We start from the raw sequence: 17,690 nt of genomic DNA, 5'->3' as shown, positions 1-17,690 counted from the left end.
TTCACGCACGTTCAGTCTTCGGAACACCGCGTGCCGTCCGGCCCATCCCTTTGCGTATCTCCCATGAGAAAGAAAAAAGGCGCCGGATGCCCGGGCCCTCTCCGGGCGTCAGGTTCCCGGAGAAAAAGAGCACGGGAGCTTGCCGCACGCCAGAAAGTCCGGGCGAAGGCTTCCGCATCCGCCGTCGGCATGAAGGACGCTGCGGCCACAGCCAAGGACGCGGCGACCGAAAACGCAACCCTTTTCACGCAGAACTTCCGGTTCTGTCCTTCATGGAGGTCCATCATGTCTCAGGCCTGCTGTCTGTCTCCCCAGGAAGAACGCATCTGCAGCCATCACGTCAGCCGGAAAGGTCACGAACGGGTCTTTGCCATACGCGACCGCGTCCAGTTCGACATTCCCCACATAGACATAGAACGGGCACGCTACTTCACGGAATCCATGCGAGAGACGGAAGGACAGCTTCTCACGCTTCGCTGGGCCAGGGCGATGAAGAACGTGGCGGAAAAGATCACCGTGTACATAGACGAGGACTCCCTTCTTGCGGGACGTGCCGGCTGCCTCGGCCGTCACGGCATCCTTTACCCCGAGCTCGACGGCGACTTCTACAGGGAGGTTCTTGCCGGCATCAACAGCCGCAAGACCAATCCCTTCCGCATATCGGATGAAGACGTGCGCATCGCCCTAGAAGACATAGCGCCGTACTGGGAAGGCAAAACGTTCCATGAACACCTCAACGCCGCCCTGCCGCCCGAACTGCGCAAGCTGACCTACTCGGACGACCGCGGTCTGAAGTCAAAATCCATCGTCAACGAAACCGCCTCGTACCGCTCCGGGCTCCAGTGGTGTCCCGACTATGAGAAGGCCATCCGCAAGGGCTTTCTCGGCCTGAAGAAGGAAATCGAGGAAAATCTGGCTTCCCTCGATCTGGAAAACGCCCTGGACATTTCCACGAAAAAGCCTTTCCTCGAAGCCATGCTCGTCATCTGCGACGCCATCATGATCTGGGGCAGACGCCATGCCGATCTGGCGCGGAAGCTGGCCGCCGGGGAAGCCGATCCCGTACGCAGAAAAGAGCTGCTCCGCATCGCCGAGATATGCGACCATGTTCCCGCCCATCCCGCGCGCACCTTCCATGAAGCGCTGCAGTGCCAGTGGTTCGTCCAGATATTCTCCCGTCTGGAACAGCGTACCGGCGGCGTGGTGTCCAACGGACGCATGGATCAGTACCTCTATCCCTTCTACAAAAAGGACATGGAGGACGGCATCCTCACCCGGGAACAGGCCAAGGAACTGCTGGAGTGCATGTGGGTGGAAATGGCCCAGTTCGTGGACTTCAACATATCTCCCTCCGGCTCCGACTTCTATGAAGGCTACGCCCACTGGGAAGCCGTGACCATAGGCGGACAGACCAGGGACGGCGAAGACGCGACGAACGAGCTCTCCTACCTTTTCCTGGAATCCAAGAGGGAATTTCCCCTCAACTATCCCGATCTTGCGGCACGCATCCATTCCCGCTCCCCCGAGCGCTTCCTGCACGAAGTGGCCCTGACCATCAAGGACGGCTCGGGCTATCCGAAGCTCATCAACGACGAGGAAGTCATCCCTCTGAACGCCCTCAAGGGCGTCCCCCTTGCCGAAGCCTACGACTACGCCGTATCCGGCTGCACGGAAACCCGCTATCCCAACCGCGACACCTACACCTCCGGCTGTGCCTACATCAACTTTGCCGCCGCGCTGGAAATGACCATGTACAACGGCCGGATGCCCTACTACGGCGACGAGCTGCTCGGCCTGGAAACGGGCGATCCCCTGACCTTCCGCACCTGGGAGGAATTCTACGACGCCTACAAGAAGCAGCACGTCCATCTGATACGCCGCTCCTTCCAGCAGCAGGCCGTCGTGGACAGGCTGCGTCCGGAACACTTCGCCTCCCCGCTTTCCTCCTGCCTGCACGACCTGTGCATGAACGCCATGACCGATCTGCAGAGCGAACGCATCGAAGGCGGCGTGGACTTCTCCTATTTTGAAATGCTGGGCTACGCCACGGTGGTGGATTCCCTCGCCGCCGTGAAGAAGCTGGTATTCGAGGAGAAGGTCGTTTCCATGGAAGAGCTCCTCCGGGCCTGCCGGGCCGACTTCAAGGGCTATGAGCCGCTCCGCGAACAGCTGCTCCACGCTCCCGCCTTCGGCAACGACGACCCCTATGCCGACGCCATAGCCAAGGATCTCGACCGTCTGTCCCTTGAGGAGGCCGACCGCAGTTCCAAGGAAAGAGGACTCAATGCCGAACTGCGCTTCGTGCCCATCACCTCGCACATCACCTTCGGCAACGTCATAGGCGCAACGCCGAACGGACGCACCGCCGGCACGTCCCTGTCCGACGGCGCCTCTCCCTCTCAGGGCGCCGACCATGAAGGCCCCACGGCCGTGCTGCTCTCCAGCTATCATTCCAAGAACTACGACATGCTGCACCGCGCCTCGCGGCTGCTGAACATCAAGCTCTCTCCCAAGAGCGTGGCGGGAGAGGAAGGAACGCGCAAAATCGTGGACCTCATCCGCACCTGGTGCGACCTCAAGCTCTGGCATCTCCAGTTCAACATCATCAACCGCGAAACCCTCCTGAAGGCGCAGAAGACGCCGGAAAACTACCGGGGCCTGCTGGTTCGCGTGGCCGGATACAGCGCCTACTTCTGCGACCTGTCTCCAGCTCTTCAGAACGACATCATCGAACGCACGGAATACGAACAGGTCTAGACGGACGGGGGACCGGGACGCCCCGGCTCCCCGCCACTTTCCGGAAGGCAGAGCTCTGCCTCCCGGTTCCCGTCATGTCCGAGGAGACGCCTATGCAAGACGACAATGACCGGCAGGGGCTGGTCTTCAACATCCAGAAGTTCAGCGTTCACGACGGGGCGGGCATCCGCACCCTGGTCTTTCTCAAGGGCTGCGGCCTGCGCTGCCGCTGGTGCAGCAATCCCGAGTCCCAGAACACGCGCCCGGAAAAGGCGTTCAACCCCTCGCGCTGCATAGGCGCGGAGCTCTGCGGCCGCTGTCTTGAGGCCTGTCCCTCGGGAGCCCTTTCCCCCGACTCCGGCATGGTGCGCTTCGAAGTTTCCCTCTGCACGAACTGCATGGCCTGCGTGAAGGTCTGCCCCTCCCGGGCCCAGACCTGCTACGGCGAACGAAAGACCGTGGCTCAGATCCTCAACGCCGTGGAGCGCGACGGCATCTTCTACTCCCGCTCGGGAGGAGGCATCACGCTGAGCGGCGGCGAGGCCCTTCTGCAGGAAGAATTCTCCGTCGCCCTGCTGCGGGAAGCCAGACGCCGTCACGTCGACACCGCCGTGGAGACCTGCGGCTTCTATCCGTACGAGAAGCTGCAGCGGGCCGCCCCCTTCCTGAACACCCTGATATTCGACATGAAATGCGCCGATCCTCAGAAGCATGAACGCTTTACCGGAGCGCGCAACGACGTCATCGTGGAAAATCTGCAGCGCGTCCGGCGTGATTTTCCTCATCTGCCCATACTCGTGCGCACGCCCGTCATTCCCGGCTTCAACGACACCGAAGAGGACATTGCGGCGATACTCGACAAACTTCCCCCGAAAACGGGTTACGAGCTTCTGGCCTATCACCGTCTCGGCCTGCCGAAATACGGCTATCTCGGCCGCCGCTACCCGCTGGAGGACGCCGTGCTTGATCCCGGCGTCATGCCCGTTCTGAACGCGCTCGTGCAGCGGAGTGGAAGAACGCCCCATCCCACGGCCTGACCCCGCCCTCCCCCGCTTCCGGCAAGAACCACGAACAAGCACCGGCCTGCAGTGCCCTTTCCCGTCCCCTGTCTGCGCCGCACGGCGCAAAAACGCCTTCCCCGTCCATTCGACGGGGAAGGCGTTCTGCAAAGAAACTGGAACGCTTGCCGCTACGCCTGACGCCGGGCGCAGAAGCGCAGAAGACGGGAAAGAAAAGCCAGAGCGCGCTTGAAGGAAGCCTCATCCTGAGCTAGAGACTGCGGACGCGGAAGCTGTATGACGAGCCTGCCGTACACTCTTTCCTGACAGAAGGGCAGAAGCGTCTTCGGCATGGAAAGCGTGTCTCTGGCATCGGAGCCGAAAAGAAGCAGCACGCGGGGATTCAAGAGCTTCACGCCCGACCAGAACAGCGCGGGCCCGTCTTCCGGCTTTTCTCCGACAAGACCGCATGGCCAGAACACGTGCGTTCCGCCCGGATGCCGAAGCTCCATGAGCATGCGCACGATGACCTGACGGCGCACGTCGTCCGGCCTGCCGGTAAGATCCTCTCCGAGACCGGCGTAGGTCCAGAGCACGAGAGGACGCGGCGGCAGGGGGCGGCGGTTCTTGAGCGCCAGCCAGCTTGCGGGCCAGTTCTCCACCGGCAGCGCGCCGGGCGTGGCAAGAAGTCCTCCGTCAGAAGAAGGCGCAGGCCGATCCCGGACAGCGTCGGCCGCGGGAGGGACAGACGGATTCTGCCTGACCTGAACGGATGCGGGGGCAGCCGCTCGAGGGGAGGCGGGCCGCACCGGGGCCCCCGGCGAAAACGACTCCGCAGCGAAAGAGGACGCGGAAGGCGGACTGGACACGCTTCTTCGTTCCGGCACAGACGCACGGAAGGACGGCGAATTCTGCCGGGGAACTCCGGCACTCTGCGGGAAGGAAGATTCCTCGGCCGAGTCCTCCTTCGATGCGCGCAGTTCAGCCGCGCGCTGCGGACTTTCCAGAAGCAGCGCGGCAAGCCCCGCCTTGAGCCAGGGGCGCACTATGGCGGAAGGAACCATCATACGAACAGCGTGCGCATCCAGTCGATGAGCTTCCAGGCGACCTGCGGCTTGGGCATGTCCGGCCATACCTCGTCGCGCCCCTGAGCGTCGGCCACGTACACGCGGTTGGCCGCGCGGCCGAAGCCGTCGGATATGCGGTTGCCCACCACGATGTCCGCGCCCTTGGTTTCCAGCTTGTGATGAACGGCCACACCGAGCGCGTCCATGTCGGGCACGCTTTCCGCGGCAAAGCCCACGACGACCTGTCCTTCGGAACGCTCCTCGGCGAGGGTTCGCAGAATGTCGGCGTTGGGCAGGAAGGAAAGCGTGAAGCCGTCGCCCGCGCGATCCTTCTTGAACTTGCCCGGACCGTGCGGCTCGGGTCTGAAATCCGCCACGGCCGCGGTGAACACGCCCGCGTCGGACGAAGGCCAGAGCATTCTCGCCCGGTCCAGCATCTGAGAGGCGGTGGTCACGTCATGACGATGAAAGGCCGGATCATCGGGAAGCCACAGGTCCACGGGACCGCACACGGCGTGAACCTCAGCACCGCGCAGCCACGCGGCCACGGCGATGGATGCGCCCATGGTGCCGGTGGACCCGTTGGTCCAGAAGCGCACGTCGTCCCAGCCTTCGCGCGTGGGCCCCAGAGTCAGCATGACGGTTCTGCCTTCCATGTCCTGCGGGGTGAGCGCCTTGAGACCGGCAAGGTAGATCATGCGCAGATCGGCAAGCCGCCCCTGCCCCTCGTCGTGACAGGCGACCACGCCGCTGTCCGGACCGACGAAGATGAAGCCACGCTCGCGCAGCGTCTCCACGTTGGCCTGCGTGGCGGGATTTCGCCACATACGGGGATTCATGGCGGGAGCCACCACCACGGGACCGTCGAAGGCCAGCGCCTGAGCGGAGAGCATGTCGTCCGCAAGACCGTGCGCAAGCCGGGCCAGCATGTCGGCAGAAGCCGGAGCGATGACCATGGCATGGGCGATCTGCCCCGGCTCCAGATGCTCGAAGGGCTCCTCGGAGCCGAACATGTCCCCGTACACCGGCGACGCGCCGAGAGCGCGGAAGGTAAGCGGCGATATGAACTTCTGCGCCGCGGCGGTGAGCGTGGCGCTCACGTTCGCGCCCGTGTCCTGCCAGCGGTGCACCAGCTCGGCAGCGCGAAAGGCGGCCACGGAACCGCAGACGCCCATATGCAGCCTCTTGTCCGCAAAACGCTTGAACAGCAGATGCTTTTCCATGAAGGAATCCTATTCGGAAAGTTTGGTCACCTGGCCGGAACCGCCGTAGGACGAGCCGGAGCCGGAATAGGAGGAGCCGGAGTAGGAGGAAGAACCGGAGTAGGACGACGCGCCGGAAGAGAGGCCGCTGTTCACGCTGTTGTGCACTTCGGGCACAAGGCTCAGGATGTCAACGTTCACGCCGTTGACCACCCACACGTCCATGGACGTGTTCACCACGCCCTCCCGATAGAAGATGGCCGCATAGTGGGGAGCCTTTTCATAAAGCTGAACGGAACGGACACCGACGCTGGAGCCGCGAAGCTGCCATCCCTGCCGGGCCATGTTCTGCATCATGACGTTGGCCAGAGAAGTGCCGTCCACGCGGCCACTGAAAGATTCCAGCCCGAACTTGCTGCCGTCGGGCCCCACGGTGACCAGCGTTTCGGAAGGAATGGTGCTCATGGGAGCCGGAATGGGCACGTCCCGGAACTGAGAGACATAGGTTTCGGTGATGCTGGGCTGTTCAAAGGGGTTGCTGATGGAAGACATGCTGGAACAGCCGGTAAGCATGAGGGCAGCGGCCAGACCGGCGAACATCATGCGAGCTTTCATGAAAGACACCTCCGAAAGGGGGAAGATACTTGCTCGGAAAAACGTGAAAGAAGGGCAAAGGACCTGTTTTCTCCGCCTTATGTCCACCTATACACTATGCTAAAAAAAAAGGATGTGCAAACGGCGCGAATAAGCTCCGGAGTCCGGCGTCAGCAGCCGCCCCCGCCGCCGCCCCCGCCGCCGCTGCCCGCGCCTCCTCCGCCGTCGCCGAAGGAGCTGGACGAAGATGCCGACGATCCGCGGGAGCTTTCAAAGGACGACGCGCTTCTGTCCGCATCGGCGGCAAAGGCTCCCGCAAGCGCGGGCGTCAGCACCTGTGCCTCCGAAACGGCCGCGGCGGAAAGCGCGGCGGAAAAATGCGCCCCCCACGCCTGTTCCAGGCCGAGAGCCACGGCGTAGGGAAGAAGCTCGCGATAGTGCTCCAGCGTCTTCTCCGGAGGATTGAGCGCGGCAAGCGCCGGACCTTCCGCCATGCGCATGTAGAGGGCAAGCCCCTCTATGCCGTCGAGCAGGGCACGGGCCTCCTTCGTGGGGGCGTCCATGATGCCGGAAAAGAGAAGCGGAATGAGCAGGGACAGCGCGGCGAGCACCGTTTCCGCAGGACCGAGCATGTTCAGCGCATCTTTGAAGACGGTGACGATGAAAAAGCCGACGAAGGCCAGCATCCCAGCCTGAAAAAGAAGGAAAAACGCAAAAACACCGTAGCGTCCTGAACGGAAAAGTCGGGCCGCCCCCTGAAAGAATTTGCGGAACAGGAAGGAAAAGAAGAGCATGAGCACGAGAAGGCCCGGAGCCTTTTCGGGCAGCGCTCCCCCCGTCACATATCCGACGGCGGCCGCAAGCGCCGTCACCGTCGCCACCATGCCGAAGAAGGTCCACACCGAGCCGAAGAGCCCCTTCATCGCGCCGCCGGCGCCCTTCCACAGATTCCCGTATTCCTGCCCAAGCTGTGCCGCCATGGCGCGGCGCATGGCGGCAATGGTCCCGCCGTGCTCCCTGTCCACGGGCACCCGGCCTTCAAGCTGCTCAAGAATGCGCTGCTCCTCTGCAAAGGGAGAATCTCCAAAGCCGCGGTCGAGCACAAAGCCCTCCTTCGCATTGCCCTCTATGCGGCAGCAGCCGCGCCCGGAAAGCGAAATGACCGCCGCGCCGAAGGAGCCCGGCGTCACTTCCGTCTTGTGGAAAAGATAGCCCGCGGCCGCAGGCGAAAGAAGCCCGGCCTGTCCGCCGTCTCCAGACGCACGGCGATGCGGAGGATGAAAAAGCGGCACGATGACGCCCTTTTTCGGATCCCTGCCGGTAAAGAACCACGCAAGAAAAAAATACAGCAGCACACAGGCGTCAAGCACGGCAAACATCACGATGCCGGACACGGTTCCGCCCGCCCTTTCCAGCGTGACGAAGCCCTTTTTCCAGCCTGCGGCCACGGTGAATTCCTCACCGGGCCGGACGGCGCGCTGCGCGGAAAAGCGCATGACAAGACGCCCGTCCTTCGTCTCATGGGTCATGGTCACGGGAGAATGACGACTTCCCGGCTCTCCCAGCCAGGCCCTCTGACCAAAGAAAGGCGCACCCGGAGGGCAGAGCACGGTGCACGTCACCTGCTCCACGGGCTCTTCCCAGCCGCTTCCCGTGACGTTCCATGTGAGCTCGTCGTTGTTCTCGAAAAGCCCGGTCTGCCCGGTCATGCGGTAGGAAAGAAAAAACTCGTGTCTGCCCGGAGAAAGCACGCTCCCCCGGTCGCGCTGATACACGCGTACCATGCCGGAGGACTTTTTCACGTCGTCGGCAGGAAGCGTCCGCCCGTCGAGACGCACCTCGAGCACCTGCATGGCGGCACGCCCCTGCTCCCTCCAGCGCGTCGCCACGGGAATGTCGCGATAGATGCCGTGGAATTCTCCCTCGTCCGGGATGTCCACCAGAAGCGTTTCGGAAACCGCGATGTCGCCGTTGCCGGCCACGTCCACGACCGCGTCGAACTGGCGCACGCGCACGGGTGCCGCCAGGGCCTCCGCCGCCACGAGCAGCCAGAAAAGCATTGCCATAAGCCATTGCTTCACGTCTGTCCCCCTGTACGGGCGCCATCATGGCGTCAGTCTCTGCGCCGTCCTTGCTCCCGTGGAACTACGGTAAGCGGAGGCGACAAAAAAGGGAAGAAGCACGAGCCCCTTCCCTTCTCACCCATGTTGTCTGCAGATTCTCCCGAGGGCAGACCGAAGGCGCACCCTCGAGTCTCTCCCTGCCCCGGCAGCCTACTTCGCGGGATACCCCTCCGGCACGGCCGCCTCGCTCCCGTCGGAGAGCTCGAAATATTCCATCCTGCGGAAGCCGAACCAGCCGGCCACGATGTTTCCCGGAAACTGCATGATGCGGTTGTTCTGCTCGCGCACCGTGCCGTTGTAGTAGCGGCGGGCCATCTGAAGATCGTCCTCCAGACTCGTCAGCGAGTGCTGAAGCTGCAGGAAGTTCTCGTTGGCCTTGAGGTCGGGATAGGCTTCCGCCACGGCGAGCAGCCTTCCGAGCGCAAGACTGAGCCCCTTTTCGGCCTCGCCCACGTCCCGGGCGCTGCCGCCCTCGGCCTTCATGCCCGCCTCTCGTGCGCGGGACACGGCGGAAAGCACGTCCTTTTCATGCACGGCGTAGCCCTGCACCACGCTCACGAGCGAGGGCACAAGATCATGTCTGCGCCTAAGCTGCACGCCTATGCCGCTCCATGCCTCCTCGGCAAGATTGCGGCCGCGCACCATGGCGTTGTAAAGATACACGAGCACAAGCGCAAGAACGACAACGACGACGGCGGCAATGCCCGCTATGATCATGGGCGCTCCTTCAAAAGCGGTTGTCCGACTCTTCGGCGGAAATTCTTCCATCCGGCACGCGATCCGTGCCGGAACATGGCCAGTCCCGCACCTCGAAAGGCACGGTTTTCTTCATGCCTTCCAGAAGTTCCAGAAGCTCCCCGCGCTGATGCGGAGAAAAAAGCAGCTTGAAAAGCCCCCTGGCCGGATCGAGCACCGTCAGCATGGCAAGATGCCCGCCGCCGCCTTCCAGAAGATAACGAAAAAGACCCGTATCACGGGGAGCGATACGGATCAGCAGCATCTCTGACGTGCAGGCCGCAGGAAGACGGACGGGCTTTCGTCGCCCGCTGCCCTTCCCGGAAGAAGGACGGAACACGACCTCCCCCGACATGAAAGCGGCGGGCTGCTCCATCTTACTTCATGCGATAGGTAATGCGTCCGCGGGTCAGATCGTAGGGCGAAAGCTCGACCTTCACGCGATCGCCGGGCAGAATGCGGATGTAGAACTTGCGCATCTTGCCGGAAATATGGGAAAGCACTTCATGACCGTTTTCCAGCTTCACGCGGAACATGGCATTGGGAAGGGCTTCTTCCACGATGCCGTCGACTTCAATGGCGTCTTCTTTAGGCATGGTTCCTCCAAAAAAACTATCGAGACACCTTCCACGAATATGGGCCCGCTGTCAAGGGGAAGCCTCCCGTCCCGCCCCGCTTTCCGCGCGTTGCCCATCTTTTTCTTCTGTTCTATACTTGCCGCGGCCCGAAAGCCCCTTTTCTTCTTTCCCGGAATGCCGCCATGGTTCCGTTTTTCTCTCTTCTCTTTCGTCACGCCCTGCGCGCTCTGCTGCTTCTTGCCGGAGCCACGGTCCTTCTGGCCTCTCCGCCCGTGCTCGCCGAGGGCCTTCCCGGACCGGGCCTCTGGCCGCGTCTTGCAGGAGCGGGACTTCTCGTCTGCGCGCTGATGCTGCCCCCGAAGGCACCGCCGCAGGCAAAGCCTTCCCCGGTCTCCTCACGCCGCGCTCTCGGCCTCATCGCCGCCGGTCTTCTCTGGCTTGCGATGATTCATCCCGCAGGGTGGCTTCCCGCCACCTTTTTTTCCGGCCTTCTCGCCTGCCGCTCAGGCGGCTGCACGCTGAAGGAATCGCTGCTGCTCTCCCTGCTGCTTTCGGCCGTGCTCTGGCTCGGTCTGGAACGCCTGCTGCAGTACGACCTTCCCCGGGGCGCACTTTTCTCTTTTGTTCGCGGAAACTGACATGGACGCCTCTCTTGCCGATCCTTCCCTGTTTTCCGGCGTTCTTGCCGGCATGGCGGCCGCAGCCTCCCTCAAGCTCTGGCTGCTCGTTCTTGCGGGCGTGTTTCTCGGCATGACCGTGGGCGTGCTGCCCGGCTTCGGCCCGCCCGCCGCCATGGCACTGCTCTTTCCTCTGGTCTACGTGCTCGAGCCTCTCTCCGGCATTTCCCTGCTTTCCGGCATTTTCTACGGAGCCAAATACGGCGGAGCCGTCACATCCATATTAATGGGCATCCCCGGCGAAGCCGACGCCGTGGCCACGCTGTTTGAAGGGCATCCGCTCGCGCTCGGAGGCAAGGCTCGTCAGGCGCTCGCCACGGCCACGCTCGCATCCTTCACGGGCGGCCTGAGCGCGTCCCTCGGCATGGTGCTGCTTGCCCCCGTTCTTTCCCGGGCGGCCCTCTTCTTCGGCCCCGCGGGACGGGCCGCCGTCATGGGCTGTGCGCTTCTTCTCGTGGCCTTCACCAGTCCCGGCGGCGCAAGACGCAGCCTGTGCATGATCTTTCTCGGCCTTGTGCTCGCGCTTCCCGGCATGGCTCCCGTGTACGGCACCTCCCGACTCACGTTCGGTTTCTGGCAGCTTTCCGAAGGCGTGGAGCTCACGTCCCTGCTGCTCGGCATATTCGGCATAGGCGATCTTCTGGACGCTCTGCTCTCCCCGCCGAAAAAAACGAACGAAAACGCCGCGGACGCCGTGCCTCCTCTCAACCGGACATCCGCCTTTCTGGCCGCCCTGCGCGGCAGTCTTCTCGGATTCATGACGGGCCTTGTCCCCTGCGGCGCGGGCGTGACCGCAAGCTTCGCCTCCCACGCGCTGGAAAAGCGCCTGAGCCGCCACCCGGAACAGTTCGGCAAAGGAGCATGGGAAGGACTTGCCGGCCCCGAAGCCTCCAACAATGCCGCAGCCATGGCTTCCTTCGCCCCGCTGCTTCTGCTCGGCCTGCCGACCAACCCCATCATGGCCGCCCTGCTCGGAGCGCTCACCATCGTGGGCGTGGTGCCCGGCCCCTCCCTGCCCGAAAGTCAGCCCGACTTCTACTGGGGACTCATCGTCTGCCTCCTCATGGGAAACGTGCTGCTTCTTGCTCTGGGACTCGGTCTCGCCGGATTCTGGGCACGTCTTGCGCGCCTGCCCTTCCGCCTTCTGTGGCCGGTCATCCTCTTGCTCTGTCTCACGGGCTCCTATGTGGGAGCGGACGGCATTTCCGGCCCCGTGCAGTGCCTCCTTTTCGGCGTGCTGTCGGTGATCCTCAGGCGCTGCGGCTGTTCCCCCGCGCCGCTGGTGCTTGCCTTCGTGCTCGGTCCGCGCCTCGAGACCCACCTGTTGCAAACACTCCTCTCCTTCTGGTAATATAGTCCCCTTTTTTCACTTTTCCTTGCTTCTTTTTGTAAACTGATTGAACACTCAATGAACACCCCCTTGCAAATATCCCGCCATTATAGTAGGTTATATAGATATATCGTCGGTTATTATGTGAAAAAAGGTTTTATGCTTGCCGATTTCTTTTTTCCCTGTAGAGATATGCAACATGAAATGGCGTACTCCACACTTCATTCTTGCCGCCCTCTGGATGGCTCTTTTGTCTCTCCCCGTTGTTCCCGACGCCTCTGCCTCGGGCAGCAACGTGCAGCTTTCCATCGCCTTCAGTCCGGGAGGCGCCCTCGACGCCGTCGCCCGCACGCTTGCGCGTGAGGCGGAAAAGGAACTGGGGGCAAAGATCATCGTCCAGAACGTTCCCGGGGGGGGCGGCATGACGGGCGTGGCCAGACTGACGAAGTCCGAAGCCGACGGATCACGTCTGGCCGCCTGCGTGACCAACGCGCTCATTTTCATTCCCTTCAGAAATGACGCTCCCTACGATCCGCTCAAGGACGTGGAACCGCTGCTTGTTTTCGGACAGGCCTCGCCCGTGCTGGTGACCCGTCCCGACGCCCCATGGAAGGACATGGACGCCTTCCTCGCCGCCACGCGCGAGAAAGGCGGAGAAATGCGCATCGGCGTTCCCGGTCTGGGCACGCCCTCCCACATCGCCCTTGCCGTCATGGCTGCGGGCGACCCCTCGCTCAAATGGCGCTTCGTGCCCTTTGGCGGCCCCGGCGAGGCTGAAGCCGCACTTCTCGGGGGACATGTGGACGCCGCGGCAAGCGGAGCCCTTCCCCGCATCAAAAACGGACAGCTGCATCCTCTCATGGTGCTCGCGGGCACGAATCTTCCTGCCCTTCCCGGCGTGCCCTCGCTTTCCGACAAGGGCTTTTCCGATCCCGGCCGGGGCGATTCGTCCTTCATTCTTCTCGCTCCGGCCAACACGCCGGAAGAAACGCTGGAAAACCTTTCCCGCGCCTTTGAAAGGGCCGCGGGAAGCGAAGCCTACAGAAAGTCACTGGAAGGCTTTTCCGTGGCTCCCGTGATCAGGAACAGACGGGAAGCCCGGGAATTCCTCCGCCAGGCATGGCAGGAGGAAGGAAACATTCTCAAGGCTGCGGGCATAGCCGACCTGTCCGCCGCCTCCCCCAAAAAGGGGGCCGCCGGAGCATCTTTTTCTGAAAAAGAATGATTCCGACGGGATGGAGGAAAGAGTGCCGCTGTCCGACGCAAGAAGGACTGCGGACTTTTTCGTCACGGGCGCACGCCTTCCGCATGCGTCCTCAAACACCGTCCCGCAAGGGACAGGCTCCGCTGCCCGCGCCTCGCGGCGGGCATGAGTCAGGATAGTACCAGGAGGATACCCACATGTCTTGCAACTGCACGGCCAACCCCATTGACCTTGCTCCGCTCATGGACATTCTGAAACCCTACCGGCAGAACCCGAAAGGCGCGCTCATTCCCGTTCTGCAGCAGGCTCAGGATGTGTACGGCTATCTGCCGCAGGAAGTTCTTGAAACCATCGCGTCGGAACTGCGCGTTCCCGTCGCGGAGGTGTTCGGCGTGGTCACGTTCTACGCACAGTTCCATCTCAACCCGCGCGGCAAGAACATTGTCCGCGTCTGTCAGGGTACCGCCTGTCACGTCCGCGGCGGCGCCGGCATTCTGGAAGCGGTGAGCCATCACCTCGACATCAAGCCCGGCGAAACCACCAAGGACCTTAACTTCACGCTCGAAACCGTGGCCTGTCTCGGCGCCTGCGGTCTGGCTCCCGTCATGATGGTCAACGACCACACCCACGGACGCCTGACTCCCGACGACATTCCCGGCATTCTCGACAGCTACCTGGCATAAAGGAGAGGACGACATGCTTGAACTGAAACGTCTCACTTCCGTCGACGCGCTCAACAAGCTGCAGGAAGAAGCCCGGCCTCTGCTCAGCCTGCGCCACTACAACCGCGCGCCTCAGCAGGAAAAATACCAGATACTCATCTGCGGCGGCACGGGCTGCACCTCCTCGGGCAGCATGAACACCCGCGACGCGCTGCAGAAGGCCATCGACAACCACGGTCTGCACGACCGCGTAAGCATCGTGGTCACCGGCTGTCACGGATTCTGCGAACTCGGCCCGCTCGTCATCTTCTACCCCGGCGGCATCTTCTACGTGCGCGTCCAGCCCGAGGACGCCGACGAACTCGTCACGACCACCGTGCTCGAAGGCAAGACCGTGGAACGCCTGCACTACCAGGGCCGCACCGGCAAGACCCCGCGCCACAGCTACCGCGACATGCTCTTCTACAATCTGCAGAAGCGCCTCGTGCTGCGCAACTGCGGCCGCATCGATCCAGAAAACATTTTTGAGTACATCGCCAACGGCGGCTACCAGGGCATAGCCAAGGCTCTTTCCATGGGTCGCGAAGCCACCCTTGAGGAAGTGTTCAACTCCGGCCTGCGCGGCCGCGGCGGCGCGGGCTTCCCCACCGGCCTCAAGTGGAAGTTCATGGCTGCCGAAAAGGCCGAACCCAAGTACATGCTCTGCAACGCCGATGAAGGCGACCCGGGCGCGTTCATGGACCGTTCCGTGCTCGAAGGCGACCCCAACGCCGTCATTGAAGGCATGCTCATAGGCGCATGGGCCACCGGAGCCACCGAAGGCTACGTATACGTGCGCGCCGAATATCCGCTCGCCATCAAGCGCCTCGGCATCGCCCTTGCCGAAGCCGAAGCCCTCGGACTCATCGGCGACAACATTCTCGGCTCCGACTTCAGCTTCCATCTTAAGATCAAGCAGGGCGCCGGCGCCTTCGTGTGCGGCGAAGAAACCGCCCTCATGCGCTCCATCGAAGGCAAGAGAGGCATGCCCCGCGTGCGTCCGCCCTTCCCGGCCAAGCGCGGCCTGTGGGAAAAGCCCACAGTGCTCAACAACGTGGAAACCTTCGCCAACGTGGCCCGCATCATCACCGACGGCGCGGAAGCCTTCCGCCAGGACGGCACCGAAAAATCTCCGGGCACCAAGATCTTCGCCGTCACCGGCAAGGTGCGCAACACCGGTCTTGTGGAAATTCCCATGGGCGTTTCCATGCGCCACATCATTTTCGACATCTGCGCAGGCATCAAGAACGAAAAGAAGTTCAAGGCCGTGCAGATAGGCGGACCTTCCGGCGCGTGCCTGCCCGCCTCCATGCTCGACAACCCCGTGGACTATGATTCCCTCACCGCCGCAGGCGCCATGATGGGCTCCGGCGGTCTGGTCGTGGTGGACGAAGACACCTGCATGGTGGACCTCGCCCGCTTCTTCCTCACCTTCACCCAGGCCGAAAGCTGCGGCAAGTGCACTCCCTGCCGCGAAGGCAGCAAGCGCATGCTGGAAATCCTGGAACGCATCTGCGGCGGTGAAGGACGCGACGGCGACATCGAGGAACTCGAACGCCTGGCCCACACCATGCGCACCTCGTCTCTCTGCGCCCTCGGTCAGACGGCTCCCAATCCCGTGCTCTCCACGCTGCGCTTCTTCCGCTCGGAATACGAGGCCCACATTCACGACAAGAAGTGCCCGGCCGGCGTGTGCACCAAGCTGCTCCAGTACAGGATCGATCCCGAAAAGTGCAAGGGCTGCACGCTCTGCGCCCGCAACTGCCCCGTGGGCGCCATCACCGGCAAGGTGCGCGAGCCCCACCTGATCAATCCCAACAAGTGCATCAAGTGCGGCACCTGCATGGACAAGTGCAAGCACGGCGCCATCAGCCGCGTGTAAGCCCGACCTCGAGGAGAATCATCATGAGTGATACCGTTACTCTGACTATAGACGGCCAGAAAGTGACCGCCCCCGCGGACGCCACCATACTGGAAGCCGCAAAACTTGTCGGCATCAACATTCCCACGCTCTGCTACCATCCTCTTCTGCGCCCCGAAGGCTCCTGCCGCGTGTGCGTGTGCAAGGTCACGAAGGCCCGTTCCTTCATCCCCGCCTGCATCGCCAAGGTGAGCGAAGGCATGGAAGTGTTCACCAACGATCCCGAAGTGCTGGAATCGCGCAAGAACATCGTGGAACTTCTGCTCGCCAACCATCCCAAGGACTGCCTTGCCTGTTCGCGTTCCGGCAACTGCGAGCTGCAGCGCGTGGCCAACAACCTGGGCATCCGCCGCGTCCGCTACGAATACAACCGTCCTGAACTGCCGAAGGATGAAAGCAATCCCTGCATCGTGCGCGATCCGGCGAAGTGCATTCTCTGCGGCCGCTGCGTGCGCATGTGCGCCGAAGTGCAGGGCGTGAGCATCTACTCCTTCGCCTACCGCGGCCTCAACGCCCGCGTGACTCCGGCCTTCAACCTCGGTCTCGGCGAAGTGTCCTGCACCTTCTGCGGCCAGTGCCGCAAGGTGTGCCCCACCGGAGCCATCACGCTCAAAAGCGACATCGAACGCGCCTGGCAGGCTCTGCGCGATCCTGAAAAGATCGTCATGGTGCAGACCGCTCCTTCCGTGCGCGTGGCCATCAGCGAACCCTTCGGCGGCAGGCCCGGCGACATCGCCACCGGTCAGATGGTCAGCGCCCTGCGACGCCTCGGCTTCGACAAGGTGTTCGACACCAACTGGTCGGCCGACCTCACCATCATGGAAGAAGGCCACGAGCTCATCGACCGCGTGAAGAACGGCGGCAAGCTTCCCATGATCACGAGCTGCTCGCCCGGCTGGATCAACTTCATCGAGCTCTATTATCCCGACCTGCTTCCGCATCTGTCCACCGCCAAGAGCCCGCAGTCCATGTTCGGCGCCATGCTCAAGACCTACTATGCGCAGAAGCAGGGCATCGATCCTTCCAAGATCGTGTCCGTGTCCATCATGCCCTGCACCGCCAAGAAGTTCGAGGCCGCACGCCGTGAGCTTTCGGCCAGCGGCTTTGCCGACACCGACATCGTGCTCACCACCACCGAGCTCGCCCAGATGATCAAGGAAGCCAACATCAACTTCTTCGCCCTGCCGGAAGAGGAATTCGATCCCATCATGGGCGAGGGCTCCGGCGCAGGCAACATCTTCGGCGCCACCGGCGGCGTCATGGAAGCCGCCATGCGCACCGCCTACAAGGTGATCACCGGCGAAGAGATGGAACCCATCGAACTCGACGCCGTGCGCGGCATGGAAGGCATACGCGAGGCCGAAGTGAACTTCAACGGCATTCTCACGCTGAAGGTGGCCGTGGCACACGGTCTGGCCAACGCCCGCAAGGTGTGCGACATGATCCGCGAAGGCAATCCCCGCGGCTGGAACTTCATCGAAATCATGGCCTGCCCCGGCGGCTGCATCAACGGCGGCGGTCAGCCCATCAACCTCGACGCCGACACGCCCCGTCTGCGCATCGAGGCCCTGTACCGCAACGACCGCAACCTGCCCGTGCGCAGAAGCCACGACAACCCCGAAATACAGGCCCTGTACCGGGACTTCCTCGGTGAGCCCAACAGTCACAAGGCCCACGAACTTCTGCACACCCACTACTATGAACAGTACCGCTCCTGCCGCAGCAAGTAGGCCGGCGGCCTGATCTCCCGGCGCTCCGGACGAAAACGTCCGGGGCGCCTTTTTTTTTCATGCAGGCTTTGACTTTTCCTTCTCTTGCCGCCAA

The 17,690-nt window shown here is 62.7% G+C and carries 15 protein-coding genes; 8 read left to right on the top strand and 7 right to left on the bottom strand.

The window, feature by feature from the left end:
- Positions 1–285: 285 nt before the first annotated feature.
- Both QZZ60_RS00955 and QZZ60_RS00950 read left to right on the top strand, forming a co-directional pair.
- Positions 286–2,757: a glycyl radical protein gene (locus QZZ60_RS00955; protein ID WP_295636535.1), complete on the top strand. Its 2,472-nt coding sequence runs from the start codon at positions 286–288 to the stop codon at positions 2,755–2,757.
- A gap of 92 nt (positions 2,758–2,849) precedes the next feature.
- Positions 2,850–3,773 (top strand): glycyl-radical enzyme activating protein, encoded by a 924-nt coding sequence (locus QZZ60_RS00950; protein ID WP_295636532.1) that lies wholly within the window; start codon positions 2,850–2,852, stop codon positions 3,771–3,773.
- Positions 3,774–3,925: 152 nt separating this feature from the next.
- Here the strand turns inward: QZZ60_RS00950 and QZZ60_RS00945 are convergent, their stop codons facing one another.
- The 7 genes from QZZ60_RS00945 to infA form a co-directional block, all read right to left on the bottom strand.
- A complete protein-coding gene (locus QZZ60_RS00945; protein ID WP_295636529.1) occupies positions 3,926–4,396 on the bottom strand; it encodes a hypothetical protein in 471 nt (156 codons plus the stop codon).
- A 401-nt stretch (positions 4,397–4,797) separates the two neighbouring features.
- On the bottom strand, positions 4,798–6,024 hold the full coding sequence (coaBC, locus tag QZZ60_RS00940; RefSeq protein WP_295636526.1) for a bifunctional phosphopantothenoylcysteine decarboxylase/phosphopantothenate--cysteine ligase CoaBC: 1,227 nt from the start codon (positions 6,022–6,024) through the stop codon (positions 4,798–4,800).
- A gap of 9 nt (positions 6,025–6,033) precedes the next feature.
- Positions 6,034–6,618 carry a hypothetical protein gene (locus tag QZZ60_RS00935; RefSeq protein WP_295636523.1) on the bottom strand — a complete coding sequence of 195 codons (585 nt, stop codon included), beginning with the start codon at positions 6,616–6,618 and terminating at the stop codon, positions 6,034–6,036.
- 149 nt (positions 6,619–6,767) lie between these two features.
- Positions 6,768–8,678: a DUF2207 domain-containing protein gene (locus QZZ60_RS00930; protein ID WP_295636520.1), complete on the bottom strand. Its 1,911-nt coding sequence runs from the start codon at positions 8,676–8,678 to the stop codon at positions 6,768–6,770.
- A 192-nt stretch (positions 8,679–8,870) separates the two neighbouring features.
- On the bottom strand, positions 8,871–9,437 hold the full coding sequence (locus QZZ60_RS00925; RefSeq protein WP_295636517.1) for a LemA family protein: 567 nt from the start codon (positions 9,435–9,437) through the stop codon (positions 8,871–8,873).
- Positions 9,438–9,447: 10 nt separating this feature from the next.
- Complete coding sequence (locus QZZ60_RS00920; RefSeq protein WP_295636514.1) at positions 9,448–9,720, bottom strand: DUF4911 domain-containing protein; 273 nt, start codon at positions 9,718–9,720, stop codon at positions 9,448–9,450.
- 112 nt (positions 9,721–9,832) lie between these two features.
- Positions 9,833–10,051, bottom strand: coding sequence for a translation initiation factor IF-1 (infA, locus tag QZZ60_RS00915; protein WP_077071795.1), 219 nt, complete (start codon positions 10,049–10,051; stop codon positions 9,833–9,835).
- Between the two features lie 164 nt (positions 10,052–10,215).
- Between infA and QZZ60_RS00910 the strand changes: the two genes are divergently transcribed.
- From QZZ60_RS00910 to QZZ60_RS00885, 6 genes are all read left to right on the top strand, one after another.
- A complete protein-coding gene (locus tag QZZ60_RS00910; RefSeq protein ID WP_295636508.1) occupies positions 10,216–10,671 on the top strand; it encodes a tripartite tricarboxylate transporter TctB family protein in 456 nt (151 codons plus the stop codon).
- Position 10,672: 1 nt separating this feature from the next.
- A complete protein-coding gene (locus QZZ60_RS00905; RefSeq protein WP_295636505.1) occupies positions 10,673–12,061 on the top strand; it encodes a tripartite tricarboxylate transporter permease in 1,389 nt (462 codons plus the stop codon).
- Positions 12,062–12,239: 178 nt separating this feature from the next.
- Complete coding sequence (locus QZZ60_RS00900; protein ID WP_295636502.1) at positions 12,240–13,265, top strand: tripartite tricarboxylate transporter substrate binding protein; 1,026 nt, start codon at positions 12,240–12,242, stop codon at positions 13,263–13,265.
- A 176-nt stretch (positions 13,266–13,441) separates the two neighbouring features.
- The gene (nuoE, locus tag QZZ60_RS00895; protein WP_295636499.1) at positions 13,442–13,927 is read left to right on the top strand and encodes an NADH-quinone oxidoreductase subunit NuoE; all 486 of its coding nucleotides are present in this window, start codon (positions 13,442–13,444) and stop codon (positions 13,925–13,927) included.
- A 13-nt stretch (positions 13,928–13,940) separates the two neighbouring features.
- Entirely contained in the window at positions 13,941–15,827 is a 1,887-nt protein-coding gene (locus QZZ60_RS00890) for an NADH-quinone oxidoreductase subunit NuoF (protein WP_295636496.1), read from the top strand.
- 23 nt (positions 15,828–15,850) lie between these two features.
- Positions 15,851–17,596: an NADH-dependent [FeFe] hydrogenase, group A6 gene (locus QZZ60_RS00885; protein ID WP_295636493.1), complete on the top strand. Its 1,746-nt coding sequence runs from the start codon at positions 15,851–15,853 to the stop codon at positions 17,594–17,596.
- Positions 17,597–17,690 lie beyond the last annotated feature (94 nt).

Source organism: uncultured Mailhella sp., assembly GCF_905187505.1.
GTDB lineage: Bacteria > Desulfobacterota > Desulfovibrionia > Desulfovibrionales > Desulfovibrionaceae > Mailhella.
The sequence above is the reverse complement of the archived record's forward strand: the minus strand, read 5'-3'. Positions and strand labels throughout refer to the sequence as shown.

What these genes read in the sequence shown, in the direction of transcription:
- QZZ60_RS00955 (WP_295636535.1), top strand. Translation starts at nt 286, where the DNA reads ATGTCTCAGGCCTGCTGTCTGTCTCCCCAGGAAGAACGCATCTGCAGC.
- QZZ60_RS00950 (WP_295636532.1), top strand. Translation starts at nt 2,850, where the DNA reads ATGCAAGACGACAATGACCGGCAGGGGCTGGTCTTCAACATCCAGAAG.
- coaBC (WP_295636526.1), bottom strand. Translation starts at nt 6,024, where the DNA reads ATGGAAAAGCATCTGCTGTTCAAGCGTTTTGCGGACAAGAGGCTGCAT.
- QZZ60_RS00935 (WP_295636523.1), bottom strand. Translation starts at nt 6,618, where the DNA reads ATGAAAGCTCGCATGATGTTCGCCGGTCTGGCCGCTGCCCTCATGCTT.
- QZZ60_RS00925 (WP_295636517.1), bottom strand. Translation starts at nt 9,437, where the DNA reads ATGATCATAGCGGGCATTGCCGCCGTCGTCGTTGTCGTTCTTGCGCTT.
- QZZ60_RS00920 (WP_295636514.1), bottom strand. Translation starts at nt 9,720, where the DNA reads ATGCTGCTGATCCGTATCGCTCCCCGTGATACGGGTCTTTTTCGTTAT.
- infA (WP_077071795.1), bottom strand. Translation starts at nt 10,051, where the DNA reads ATGCCTAAAGAAGACGCCATTGAAGTCGACGGCATCGTGGAAGAAGCC.
- QZZ60_RS00910 (WP_295636508.1), top strand. Translation starts at nt 10,216, where the DNA reads ATGGTTCCGTTTTTCTCTCTTCTCTTTCGTCACGCCCTGCGCGCTCTG.
- QZZ60_RS00905 (WP_295636505.1), top strand. Translation starts at nt 10,673, where the DNA reads ATGGACGCCTCTCTTGCCGATCCTTCCCTGTTTTCCGGCGTTCTTGCC.
- QZZ60_RS00900 (WP_295636502.1), top strand. Translation starts at nt 12,240, where the DNA reads ATGAAATGGCGTACTCCACACTTCATTCTTGCCGCCCTCTGGATGGCT.
- nuoE (WP_295636499.1), top strand. Translation starts at nt 13,442, where the DNA reads ATGTCTTGCAACTGCACGGCCAACCCCATTGACCTTGCTCCGCTCATG.
- QZZ60_RS00890 (WP_295636496.1), top strand. Translation starts at nt 13,941, where the DNA reads ATGCTTGAACTGAAACGTCTCACTTCCGTCGACGCGCTCAACAAGCTG.
- QZZ60_RS00885 (WP_295636493.1), top strand. Translation starts at nt 15,851, where the DNA reads ATGAGTGATACCGTTACTCTGACTATAGACGGCCAGAAAGTGACCGCC.